11 protein-coding genes are annotated in these 12,036 nt (G+C 70.3%); 7 read left to right on the top strand and 4 right to left on the bottom strand.

Annotated features, from left to right (window positions below; genetic code table 11):
• The first annotated feature begins 43 nt into the window (after positions 1-43).
• Both hpf and secA read left to right on the top strand, forming a co-directional pair.
• Positions 44-736, top strand: coding sequence for a ribosome hibernation-promoting factor, HPF/YfiA family (hpf, locus tag ABD264_RS03540; protein WP_290499670.1), 693 nt, complete (start codon positions 44-46; stop codon positions 734-736).
• Between the two features lie 204 nt (positions 737-940).
• Positions 941-3,760, top strand: coding sequence for a preprotein translocase subunit SecA (gene secA, locus ABD264_RS03535; RefSeq protein ID WP_344204267.1), 2,820 nt, complete (start codon positions 941-943; stop codon positions 3,758-3,760).
• Positions 3,761-3,786: 26 nt separating this feature from the next.
• Here the strand turns inward: secA and ABD264_RS03530 are convergent, their stop codons facing one another.
• Both ABD264_RS03530 and ABD264_RS03525 read right to left on the bottom strand, forming a co-directional pair.
• Positions 3,787-4,236 (bottom strand): Rv3235 family protein, encoded by a 450-nt coding sequence (locus ABD264_RS03530; protein ID WP_144942127.1) that lies wholly within the window; start codon positions 4,234-4,236, stop codon positions 3,787-3,789.
• 120 nt (positions 4,237-4,356) lie between these two features.
• On the bottom strand, positions 4,357-5,253 hold the full coding sequence (locus ABD264_RS03525) for a LysM peptidoglycan-binding domain-containing protein (protein ID WP_344204265.1): 897 nt from the start codon (positions 5,251-5,253) through the stop codon (positions 4,357-4,359).
• 86 nt (positions 5,254-5,339) lie between these two features.
• Here ABD264_RS03525 and ABD264_RS03520 point away from each other — a divergent pair, with 86 nt between their 5' ends.
• Positions 5,340-6,053, top strand: coding sequence for a hypothetical protein (locus ABD264_RS03520; RefSeq protein ID WP_244944691.1), 714 nt, complete (start codon positions 5,340-5,342; stop codon positions 6,051-6,053).
• A 13-nt stretch (positions 6,054-6,066) separates the two neighbouring features.
• Here the strand turns inward: ABD264_RS03520 and ABD264_RS03515 are convergent, their stop codons facing one another.
• On the bottom strand, positions 6,067-6,282 hold the full coding sequence (locus tag ABD264_RS03515) for a helix-turn-helix domain-containing protein (protein WP_290500417.1): 216 nt from the start codon (positions 6,280-6,282) through the stop codon (positions 6,067-6,069).
• A gap of 228 nt (positions 6,283-6,510) precedes the next feature.
• Between ABD264_RS03515 and ABD264_RS03510 the strand changes: the two genes are divergently transcribed.
• Genes ABD264_RS03510 through ABD264_RS03500 form a run of 3 tightly spaced genes read left to right on the top strand, consistent with a single transcriptional unit; the run spans position 6,511 to position 10,637 of the window.
• The gene (locus tag ABD264_RS03510; RefSeq protein WP_186367269.1) at positions 6,511-7,173 is read left to right on the top strand and encodes a CpaB family protein; all 663 of its coding nucleotides are present in this window, start codon (positions 6,511-6,513) and stop codon (positions 7,171-7,173) included.
• Positions 7,170-9,032 carry a CpaE/TadZ family protein gene (locus ABD264_RS03505; protein WP_344204261.1) on the top strand — a complete coding sequence of 621 codons (1,863 nt, stop codon included), beginning with the start codon at positions 7,170-7,172 and terminating at the stop codon, positions 9,030-9,032. Before ABD264_RS03510 ends, ABD264_RS03505 begins: the two co-directional genes overlap by 4 nt.
• 21 nt (positions 9,033-9,053) lie before the next feature.
• Complete coding sequence (locus ABD264_RS03500) at positions 9,054-10,637, top strand: sensor histidine kinase (protein ID WP_144942133.1); 1,584 nt, start codon at positions 9,054-9,056, stop codon at positions 10,635-10,637.
• Positions 10,638-10,861: 224 nt separating this feature from the next.
• Here the strand turns inward: ABD264_RS03500 and ABD264_RS03495 are convergent, their stop codons facing one another.
• A complete protein-coding gene (locus tag ABD264_RS03495; RefSeq protein ID WP_055084871.1) occupies positions 10,862-11,110 on the bottom strand; it encodes a WhiB family transcriptional regulator in 249 nt (82 codons plus the stop codon).
• Between the two features lie 409 nt (positions 11,111-11,519).
• Between ABD264_RS03495 and ABD264_RS03490 the strand changes: the two genes are divergently transcribed.
• Entirely contained in the window at positions 11,520-11,951 is a 432-nt protein-coding gene (locus ABD264_RS03490; RefSeq protein WP_344204256.1) for a hypothetical protein, read from the top strand.
• Positions 11,952-12,036 lie beyond the last annotated feature (85 nt).

Raw genomic sequence — 12,036 nt, 5'->3', positions numbered from 1 at the left:
CGAGCCACTGGTCCCACACCGTCCTCAAGCTCTGGAGGTTCTCATGGAACTGAACATCAAGGGTCGCAACATCACTCTGCCGGACCGTTTCCGGGAATACGTCGAGTCCAAGAGCGAGCGGTTCCAGCAGCTGGGCGACAAGGTGGAGTCCATCGAGGTCAAGGTGACCAAGGACAACCCTGGTTCCGGGCGCCAGGGGATCCGTGTGGAGATCACAGTGGTCGGTCGCGGTCCCGTGGTCCGCGCGGAGGCCCGCAACGACGACAAGTTTGCGGCATTCGACGAGGCCTACGCGAAGCTCATGGAGCAGTTGCGCCGGGCGCGTGACCGTCGCAAGATCCACCGCGGAGGCCACCAGCGCCCCGTCGCCGTCCACGAGGCCACGGGCTCCCTGCCCGTGGTGCCGAGCGATGCCGGGCCCACGTTCGGCTCCGAGCAGGAGCTGGCCGCCGCCGAGGACGAGGTGTTCGACGACGATTTCGTCCTGAGCGACACCCCCTCGCCCGTGGAGATCCGCCGCAAGCGCTTCCCGGCACACGAGATCACCGTGGACGAGGCCGTGGACCAGATGGAGCTCGTGGGCCATGACTTCTTCCTGTTCGTGGACAAGGACACGCAGGAGCCCTCGGCCGTCTACCGCCGCAAGGGGTGGGAGTACGGCGTGATCAGCCTCAGCGCGGACGGCGCCTCCGGCGAGGAGAAGGTCGCCTACCAGGCAGACGCCACTGCCCCCTGAATCCGCCCGCCGGGCATCACCGCCGAGCACCCCGCACCACCACCGGGCCCCGTGACCACGTCGCGGGGCCCGGGTCGTGGTCACGGGCGGCGTGCGTCCCGCGAGCACGCGGGAATCGTCCAGCCTCACTCACGTACACTGTTCGGCGGTGCACCCCCAGCCCATCTCCGGTGCCCACCACCGATCTCGGAGGAGCGAACACACGTGGCGTCATTCCTGGAAAAAGTCCTTCGCACGGGGGACAAGCGTGTCCTGAAGCGGCTGAGGACTTATGCGGACGCCGTCAACAGCCTCGAGGACAGCTTCAGGGAGCTCTCCGACGCCGAGCTGCGGGCCGAGACGGACTCGTTCCGGGAGCGCATCGAGGGCGGCGAGTCGCTCGACCGGCTGCTTCCGGAGGCGTTTGCGGCCGTGCGAGAGGCGGCTTCCCGCACGCTCGGCCAGCGCCACTTCGATGTCCAGATCATGGGCGGTGCGGCGCTGCACCTCGGCTACATCGCCGAGATGAAGACGGGTGAGGGCAAGACACTCGTGGCCACCCTGCCCGCGTACCTCAACGCGCTCACTGGCAAGGGCGTCCACGTAGTGACCGTCAACGACTACCTGGCCGAATACCAGGCGAACCTCATGGGCCGCGTCTACCGCTTCCTCGGGCTGGAGACGGGTGTGATCCTCAGCGGACAGGACCCGGCCACCCGCCGGGAGCAGTACAGCGCGGACATCACCTACGGCACGAACAATGAGTTCGGCTTCGACTACCTGCGCGACAACATGGCCTGGAGCAAGGACGAGCTCGTCCAGCGCGGACACAACTTCGCGATCGTGGACGAGGTGGACTCCATCCTCATCGACGAGGCCAGGACCCCGCTGATCATCTCAGGGCCGGCCTCCGGGGAGGCGAACCGCTGGTACCGCGAGTTCGCGACCGTCGTGAAGAAGCTCGTCCCGGAGACCGACTACGAGGTGGACGAGAAGAAACGCACCGTGGGCGTGCTCGAGCCCGGGATCGAGAAGGTCGAGGACTGGCTGGGGATCGAGAACCTCTACGAGTCGCAGAACACGCCGCTGATCGGGTTCCTGAACAACGCCATCAAGGCCAAGGAGCTGTTCCGCAACAACAAGGACTACATCGTGGCCGGTGGCGAGGTGAAGATCGTGGACGAGCACACCGGTCGTGTGCTCGCCGGTCGCCGCTACAACGAGGGTGTCCACCAGGCCATCGAGGCCAAGGAGGGTGTGGAGATCAAGCCCGAGAACCAGACGATGGCCACGATCACCCTGCAGAACTACTTCCGTCTCTACGACAAGCTCTCCGGCATGACGGGCACCGCCCAGACCGAGGCGGCGGAGTTCATGAACACGTACGAGATCGGCGTCGTCGCCATTCCGCCGCACCGGGGCATCGCCCGCGAGGACAAGCGGGACGTGGTCTACAAGAACGAGGCCACCAAGTACGCCGCTGTGGTGCGGGACATCGAGGAGCGCCACGAGAAGGGCCAGCCCGTGCTCGTGGGCACGGCCTCTGTGGAGAAGTCCGAGTACCTTTCCCGGCTGCTCGCCAAGCGCGGGGTGCGCCACGAGGTGCTCAACGCCAAGAACCACGCCCGTGAGGCCGCGATCGTAGCCCAGGCCGGGCGCAAGGGCGCGGTCACGGTCGCCACGAACATGGCCGGGCGCGGCACGGACATCATGCTGGGCGGCAACGCCGAGTTCAACGCCGTCGAGAAGATGGCCGAGCTGGGGCTGGACCCGGAGCGAGACGCCGAGAAGTACGAGGCGAAGTGGCCCACGGTGCTCGAGCAGTGCGAGGCCGCCACCCGCAGCGAGCACGACGACGTCCTGGAGGCGGGCGGCCTGTACGTGCTCGGCACGGAGCGCCACGAGTCCCGCCGCATCGACAACCAGCTCCGCGGCCGCTCGGGTCGTCAGGGCGATCCCGGGGAGTCCCGGTTCTACCTGTCCCTCTCGGACGACCTCATGCGCCTGTTCAACCCGGGTGCCGCCCAGCGTCTGATGGCCATCGCCCCGGATGACGTCCCTGTGACCGGGCGCCTGATCACCTCCGGTATCGCCAACGCCCAGAACCAGGTGGAGGGGCGCAATGCCGAGCAGCGCAAGAACGTGCTGAAGTACGACGACGTGCTCAACCGCCAGCGCGAGGTGGTCTACCGCGACCGTCGTCGGATCCTCATGGGCGAGGACATCAAGGGGCAGATCGAGCAGTTCACCGAGGAGATCATCACCTCCACCATCACCGACCGCACCCGCGTGGGACACTCCGAGGACTGGGACCTGGACGAGCTGTGGACCGCTCTGCGCGCCATCTACCCGATCTCGATCACGCACCAGGAAGTGGTGGAGGAAGCCGGCGGTCTTCCCCGTCTCTCTGCGGACTTCCTGCAGGAGCAGATCCTCTCGGATGCGAAGGTCAGCTACCAGGAGCGTGAGGAGCAGCTGGGCTCCGAGGCCATGCGCAACCTGGAGCGCCGGGTGCTGCTGTCGGTCATCGGGCAGCGCTGGCCGGAGCACCTGTACGAGATGGACTATCTCAAGGAGGGCATCGGGCTGCGGGCCATGGCCCAGCGCGATCCCCTGGTGGAGTACCAGCGCGAGGGCCACGCCATGTTCCAGGACATGATGGCCGCCATCCGTGAGCAGACCGTGGTCACGCTCTTCAACCTCGAGGTCCGCAGGCAGCGCACCGGTGAGACTGGCGGGGCGGTCGAGCTGACCACGCCGCAGCGCCCGGCGTTCCTGCAGTACACGGCTCCCGACGAGGACGGAGAGCCCCGCGCGGCGGTCGAGGCCGAGGCGCAGCCGGCGCCCGGCTCCGAGGCCGGAGCGGCCCGGGCGGCGTCGTCGGCCTCGTCGACCACCGCCTCGGCTGCGGCTTCCGCCGCTACCGCTACCGCGGCGTCGGACGGCGAGGCCGGTGGGGACGCAGACTCCGGGACGAACCGGGCCCAGCGGCGCACCAAGGCCGGCAAGGGCGCAGCCAGGACCAGGCGCAGCAAGCGCCGCTGAGCCGATGGCTCCCAGCACGGGAGCATTCAGCCGACCTCGAGGTGGGTGACCCGCCACTGGCGGCTGATCCGCTCGATGCGCAGCGCCACCGCGCGTGCCCGGGTGGTCTCCTCGACCACGAGCGAGGCTTCCCAGCACCCCGGGGCGGGACTGCACACGCGCACGCGACGGATTCTGGAGGCGCGGTGCACGTCGAATGCCGCACGCCGTTCGGGGCACTGCTCCTGCACGAGCTTCAGCATGGCCGCACGCTGCGTGAAGCGCTCGACCACCTCCGGTTCCGTCCACCGGGACAGCTGCGAGGCCGGACGGGTTCCCGCCAGGATCTCCACGGCAGCCTGGCCGATACTGCGCGCCATTGCTCCCACGCGCTCCATCTCATTCTTGCCGGTCAGCGCGGCGGCGGAACGGTCCTGCCGCCAGGTGTAGCCACCCGCGGGAGTGCGGGGTGCGGATTCGGGAACGGCGACGCTCATGGTGTGCTCCTCGTGGTTCGTGGTTCGTGGTTCGTGGTTCGTGGTTCGTGGTTGCTGGTTGCTGGTTGGTGCGATGGGGCCTCTGGCGCATCGGGGCTGCGCGGCGTGCGGTCTGCGGATTCAGCCTCGTCCTGCCTGCGCTGTCAGCAAGTGCGGTGGCACGCGCAGCTGGTCCCCGGGGTGGATCAGGTCCCCGTGCTCGGCGAGGGCGTTGTGCTCCAACCAGGCGCTGAAATTCTGGGGGAGGAGCGCGTCCGAGACGTCTGGGCCCAGCAGCTGGGACGTGAGGTCCCAGAGGGTGTCCCCGGCCATGACGGTGATGACCCCGTCCGCCACGCGATCCCGGGCGGGAGGATTGGTGGTCGGACTCGTTGTGCCGAGCGGCGCCCCTGCCCGCGTGTCAGCCTGGTCTGTGCTCTGGCCGAGCGGCAGATCCGTGGTCGAGGGCGTGCCTGCGGCGGGCGTCTCAGCCCTGCTCCTTCCGGCGGTGGGCGAACCGTCAGCGGGCAGGTCGGGGCTCTCCGGGGCGTCAGGGTCTGTCGCGGTGTCGGGTTCCGACGCCGTGGCATCCGTGGTGCTGGGCTGCTCGCCGGGTGCTGCGAGCTGCTCCGTGCCCGAGGCCGCGGAACCCCAGAACGGGTCCAGTGCGGCGTCGTCGGCGTGGGCGGGAGCGAGGACCGCGAGCTGGATGCCCACGGCGGCCGCCGTCGTCCGTGCGACAAGGCCCGGGGTGAGCCGAGTGGCCCAGCGCTCCAGGCCGGCCCAGCGCAGCCGTCTCGCGACCGCGGCGACGTAAAGCATGGCCAGTCCGCCGATCCACCACCCGGCCACGGCCAGGCACGTCCCGGCGGCGAGCACGGCGACGGCCAGGGTTGGGTCGTCGGTGGCGCCCGCGGAACGGAGGCGATCGGCCTGCACCCATCCGAGGGCTCCCAGAGGTGCAGCCGCGAGGGGAACCACGAGCCAGAGCGCCGCACGCGGTGACGGTGCGGAGGATTCGATCATTGCTCGTGGCATGTCGGACTCCTGATGATGTTGTTTGATGTCGTTTGATATTTTTAGATCATTCAGAGGTTTCACTCGGGAGTCAATCAAAGAACCAAATGCATGGAGCCGGAACGGGAGAGCGGCTGGGGCCCGAGCGCCCGGTGCCCTACGGTGAAGCGCAGGTCCTGCAGGGGCGCCGCCCCGGAGGGTGGCAGCTGGGCAGGGATCGGCACGGAGAGGCAGAGCTGGACATGCGGTGGGACGAGCTCTTCGAGGACATGGAGGCGCAGCTCGAGCAGGCGCACGTGCGCACCGTCGAGCAGGAGGCGGTGGAGACGGCGCGGGCGGAGCTCTCGCGGCTGTCGCTGCTGGAGCGGCTGGCCGCGCACAGGGAGCGCCCGGTACGGTTGCGACCCACACGGGGCGACACGCTGGAGGGCGTCCTGGCGGATGTTGGCGCGGGGTGGGTCGTGGTGCGGGAACGCCATCTGCAGCACCTGGTTCCGCTGCACAGTGTGGCGTGGTGGGAGGGGCTGCCGCGGCGTTTCGAGGTGCTGCCCGAGAGGTCCACGATCCGCAGACTCGGCATGGGCCACGTGCTGCGGGCCCTGAGCACGGCGCGGGTTCACGTGCGCGTGCTGCTGCAGGATCCAGCCGGTCAGGGTGAGCTGGAGGGCACGCTGGACGCGGTGGGGCAGGACTTCTTCGACGTGGCGGTGCACCCCGAGGACGAGTTCCGGCGACGCCGCGCGGTTACAGCGGTGCGCACGGTCGGATTCTCGGCGGTCGCCCTGGTCTCCTCGCTCGACACCGGGTCGGACGCGCTGTGAATCTCGGCCGAGCTCAGTGCAGGGTGCCCTCGCGCACCGCGGTCTGCGTGCGCTCGTAACCCTGCTGGATGTACTCCTCGAGCTTGCTCTTCTCCACGCGCCACTGTCCGCGGCCCCCCACCTGGATGGCCGGCAGCTCTCCGGAGCGCACCATCGCGCGGGCCTGTGCCACGGAGACGGAGAGGATCTCTGCGACGTCGGCGAGCGTGAGGAATCGTTGCTGCGTCACGGCCCTGTCTCACTTCCTTTGGTGCTGTTCGATGTCGAATCATCGGAGTTCACCGGACATTGTCCCACGTGGGGTGAGTGGGGACCGGCTATCAACAGGATCGACCGGGCATGGAGGCGTGGACATCTCTGTCCACAGTGTGTCCCGTCACACTTTCCAGCGCACGTCCGCGCGGGGCACACTCGGGTGGATCCGGTGGGTGCCGGGCACTGGGGAAAGGATGAGCACATGGGCAGCTCGGCATCGCAGGGGCGGGCATCCAGCACGGCGGCGAGGTTCCGGAAACCGTCCTGGCGTGACCCGCGGCTGCTCGTGGGTCTGCTGCTGGTGCTCGTCTCCGTGATGGGCGTGGTGCTTCTGGTCGCCGCGGCCAACAGGAGCCAGCCGTACTACGCCGCCGCCGGGGACCTCGCGGTGGGGCAGCGGATCACCCGAGAGGACCTCACCACCGTGGACGCGCACCTCCAGGACGCGTCCGAGCGCTACCTTTCCGCCTCTCGGGAGCTGCAGGAGAACACCGTGGTGACCCAGCGCGTGGCGCAGGGAGAGCTGGTCCCCGCCACCTCGCTGGGCACTGCCGACGAGCTGGACAGGACCCCGGTGGGCATCAAGCTCGAGACACCAGTCCCCGCCCAGGCCGGGCCCGGTTCCCACGTGGACGTGTGGGTGGCGCAGCCCAAGCCCACGGGTCGGGGGTACCAGGAGCCCAGGAGGCTCGTTCCGGGCGCGGAGATTGCCCGGGTGGACACCACAGACACCGCGCTCGGCGGCACGGGCGGCGTCACCGTCCACGTGCTCGTCCGCCAGGCGCAGGTGGGCCCGCTGGTGGACGCCCTCGGCAACGACGCCAAGGTCACCCTGGTGCTCGACGTCACCGGGAGCGGCTCGTGAGCATCTCCGTAGCCACCCTGGGGATCAGCACGTGGGAGCTGGTGGACCGGCTCGAACGGCTGCACGGAGACGTCACGGTGGTGCGGCGCTGCATGGACCTGTCGGAGCTGCTTGCCTGCTCGCACACCGGGATGGCGGACGTGGCACTCGTCGCGGAGGGCGCCGAGGAGCTCACAGGGAGTCTGCTGGAGCAGCTCGGCGGCAACGGCGTGAGCGTGCTCGTGGTCGAGGGGCACGACAGCTCACGGCTGTCCCGGCTCGGCGTGGGCAGCGTGGCCGTGGCGGCCTCGGGCGAGGACCTCGCGGAACGGATCCGCCTGGCGGTGCGAGGACCAGCCAGCGGCCACGCCGGGAACGGGGCCGGCGCGCGGGCGGTCGGTGCGACGTCGGCGGCCGCGGCGGAAGACGACGACGGCACAGCCCACGATGACGCTGCGGCGCGCCACGCGGAGGGCGCATCGGCCCGTACTCCAGCACGCGACGACGTCGCTGGCGCACCTGATCCCAGACTCGCACCCGCCGAACCCGGTGCGGCCGGAGGTAGCCGTTCCCGTGGGAGTCGATCCGAAGGTTCGGCGGGACAGGGGCGCAGCGGCGACAAGGGCAGTGCCGGCGGGGGCACGGCCGGGACCGGCACGGTCGGTGGTGGCCGGGACAAGCGCGGCAAGGCCGTGGGCCGTGCGGGCGGCGGTTCGTCCGACGCCACGGGGCGGAAGGCCCCCGGCAAGAGCGCTCGCGGGAAGGGACGCGGCCGCGCCGCAGGTCGGGCGGACGGTTCCGACGACGCACGTGGCAGCGCCTCGGCGCGTGGGGATTCCCCGTCAGCGGCACAGCCCACGGAGGGGGCTGGAGCCGCCACCTCGGCTGGTCCGGAGATGAACGAGCTCGGCCTGCGGTCCGGGGGGAACACCTGGCGGCCGGATGCTGACGCCGTGTCCGCATCCCCCGGGTCGGCCGAGGTCGGTTCTGGGGCCCGCGGTCTCGTGACCGTGTGGGGCCCCGCCGGCTCCCCGGGCCGGACCGTGACCGCCGTGAACCTCGCCGCGGAGGCCGCTCTCCTCGGCGTGCGCGTGCTGCTCGTGGACGCGGACACCTACGCCGCCTCGGTGGCAGCGAGTCTCGGCATGCTGGACGAGGCCGCCGGGCTCGCCCAGGCCTGCCGGCTGGCGGACCAGGGCCGCATGGACGAGGCGGGGCTTCGGCGCTGCGTCACGGCGGTCTCAGTGGCGGGTGGCTCGATGGACGTGCTGACCGGGATCACCCGTCACGACAGGTGGCCGGAGATCCGAGGGTCCGCGCTCGAGAGCGTCCTCAAACGGGCACAGCTGGACTACCAGCTCGTGGTGGTGGACGTCTCCTCGTGCCTCGAGGCGGACGAGGAGATCAGCACGGACTTCCTGGCCCCGCGCCGCAACGCTGCGGCCCTCGGCGCAGTCGCTGCGGCGGATACGGTGATCGCCCTCGGCGGCGCCGACGCCCTGGGGGTGCCCCGGCTCGTGAAGGCGTTGCCCGACCTCTGGCAGGCCGCGCCCTCCGCCCGCCTCGTGGTGGTGGTGAACAAGCTGCGCCCCGCGGCCGCGGGGCGCTCCGCGGGCGAGGCCGTGCGGGAGGCCTGGGACCGGTTCTCGCCTGGCCACCCCGTGGCCCACACTCTTCCGTGGGATCCGGCCGCGTGCGACGGCGCGCTGCTCGCCGGCGCGGTGCTCGCGGAGACGGCCCCGCGCAGCGCACTGCGGGTCGGGCTGGCCGCCCTCGTGCGCGTGCTGGAGCACCCGGAGGAAGACTCGGGTGCAGCGCAGGCCACCGTCAGGGGGACTAGGCTGGGGCGTCGAATGGGCGCGTGGTTGCGCCGCGGTTGACGGTCGGAAAGCGAGCCTGCCATGTCCTTCACGGACCCCCTGCGAAGCGTCCCGGACTTCGATGCGGGGGACGCCGAGTGGCTGCACCTGCTGGTGGGCGACTGGCAGATGGTCGCAGACCTCGGCGTGGGAGACCTGCTGCTGTGCTTCCCCCGCTCGGTGGTCTCCGCCGCGCAGAGTCCCACGGGCCGGCCCATCCCTACGGAGGACAGCGATTTCCTCGTGCTGGCCCACGCCCGGCCCACGACCGGGCCCACCGCGTACCAGAAGGACATGGTGGGAGAGACCGTTGGCGGGGACGTTGCGCGGACCCTGCGCAGGGCGTGGATCGACCAGCGCATCGAGAAGGTGGGTCCCTCGGAGTGGTCCAGCCTCGCGCCGCGGTCCGTGACCCTGGTTCCGCTCGTGCGAAACAACCGGACGATCGCTGTCGTGAGCCTGACGGCCGAACCCCACCACGACAGGCTGCCCTCCCACATGGAGCTGGTGTACCGGCAGTCGGCGAGCGACCTGCTGCGGATGGCCAACGAGGGCACGTGGCCGGACTTCGCCGTGCGCATCGACTCCAGGCGTGGAGCGCCACGGGTGGGCGACGGCCTGATCCGTCTCGACACGGACGGGGTCGTGGAGTTCTGCTCGCCCAACGGCCTCTCGACGTTCCGCAGGCTGGGCCTGCAGGGGGACCTGACGGGGCAGAACCTGCTCCACGCGGCTCGGCAGCTGCACCTCAACGCCCCGGGGGTGGACGAGACCCTGGCCCCCGTGCTGGCCGGGACCATGCCCTGGCGCGCGGAGCTCTCGGCAGTGAAGGCCTCGGCCTCGTTGCGGGCCTTCCCGTTGCGTCGCGGCACGGAGCGCGCGGGTGCACTCGTGCTGTGCCGCGACGTGACCGAGCTGCGGCGTCGTGACCTGCAGCTGGTCTCCAAGGACGCGACGATCCGCGAGATCCACCACCGGGTGAAGAACAACCTCCAAACCGTCTCCGCCCTGCTACGGCTCCAGTCGCGGCGCATGAACTCCGCCGAGGGCAGGAACGGTCTGCAGCAGGCCATGCGCCGTGTCAGCTCGATCGCCCGGGTGCACGAATCCCTCTCACACGAGATCTCCGAGGACGTGGACTTCGACGACCTCATCCGGCACCAGGTGAAGCTCGCCGTGGAGACGGCCTCCGCCTCCCAGCACGTGCGCACCGAGGTGCACGGGGAGTTCGGACGGCTGCCGTCCAAGAGTGCGACGTCGGTGGCGCTCGTGGTCAACGAGTTGGTCGCGAACGCGGTGGAGCACGGGCTCAGGGACAGCAACGGCACCGTGGAGCTGAGCGTGGCGCACCTGCAGGACGAGGTGGACGCCGCGGGGACCACCCACCGGGTCCTGGAGATCACGATCGACGACGACGGCAGGGGCATGGGGGACACCGTCATCGAGGAGTCCGGAGTGAACGCATACCGCCCTCCGGCCGAGGGGGAGGGGCTCGGGATGCAGATCGTGCGCACGCTCGTGGCGAGCGAGCTGGGCGGCGGCATCAGGTGGCAGCCTGGAGAAACCGGTGGGACCAGGGTGGTCATCACGGCGCGGTTCCCCCAGCAGACGTCGGGGCGGCGCTGAGTCGAACACGTGGGGCGCCCGCCGCGGCGGGGCCATCACCTCCCGGCGCTGCCCTGCAGCGGCCGCGCCAGTTCCATCCGAGCGAGGGCGCGCGGGTTCGCACCGGGGAGTGGGCAGGAACCAGGTGAGGTGCCCCGGACACGCCGACGGCCCGCGCACGTCTCTCTCCGAGAGGGTGCGCGGGCCGCGGAGTGTGGGACGTCAGGTCCCCGGTGCGTGGCTGCTCAGGAAGCGCGGCGGGCGCGGGCGGCACGACGCTTGAGCGCGCGACGCTCGTCCTCGCTCATGCCACCCCAGACGCCGGCATCCTGACCGGACTCCAGGGCCCACTGCAGGCAGGTGTCCATGACCTCGCACGTGCGGCACACGGACTTCGCTTCCTCGATCTGCAGCAGGGCGGGGCCCGTGTTGCCGACAGGGAAGAAAAGTTCGGGGTCTTTCTCGAGGCAGGCTGCGCGACTACGCCAATCCATGATGGCTACACCGCTCCTTTCAGGTTCGGGTGTGCCGGTCCGCGCACGTGCCGCAGTGCGCGGCGGGCCGTCGCGGCAGGGGGTGCTGGGGAGGGGCACACAGAAAAGGCCCGGGGGATCGGGCCTTTTGGGATCTTTTGATAGTTTCCCACGTAAACACACCGGAAACAAGAGTGTGAGCGCTACATCACAGGTGGGAAAGATGCGGGTTACTCGCGCGTACCGAGGGTCCGTGGAGACTGCCTGACCTCCCCGTGGGCGTGGGCGGGATGTGCGTTGCGCGGTGGTTGTCGCGGATCACCCGCAGCCCTCTGCTCACGCCCCAGCCGCACGGGGATCGGGGGGGGGGGGGGGGCACGGGCGGTCACTAGAGTGGAACGTGTCGTTCTTCCATTGAAAGGTCCTGTTCATGCTCAGCCCGGCGTCCCGTCCCTCCCCGGAGCTCTCCGAGGTCCGCCCGCGGACGGCAGGGGTGGTGACTGTGCTCGTGGCACTGGAAGCGGTGGCGCTGCTGGCCGTCGCGGTGGGTCTGATCGCATCGCTGTTCTCGGTCCACGTCCTACCTGTGGGCGGCATCGTCTTCGCAACCCTCGTGATGGCCGGGGGAAGCCTGTGGCTCGCGGCGGCCGCCCGGGGCACGTGGGGTGGCCGACGCTGGCCGCGGGCCGCGGTCCTCGTGTCGCAGGCGTTCCTCCTGATCGTGGCGATGTCCCTCCTGCGGGTGACGCTGGGGTGGTGGGGAATCCTGATCGCGGCGGTCCCCGTCATGACCATCCTGTGCCTCTTCGCCCCGCCCACCACGGCGTGGATGCAACGGACCCGCGATGATGCCGCCCGCTGAATCGACGCGGCACGGCGGCGGTGGCGCCGCTCGCTCGGGACCCGTTCCCGGATGGACAACGCTCGGTCGGGTGGCCCGCAAGTGC

Source organism: Kocuria salsicia, assembly GCF_039532055.1.
Lineage (GTDB): Bacteria > Actinomycetota > Actinomycetes > Actinomycetales > Micrococcaceae > Kocuria > Kocuria salsicia.
Note: the sequence above shows the minus strand (reverse complement) of the source record. Positions and strands in the feature narration are given on the sequence as shown.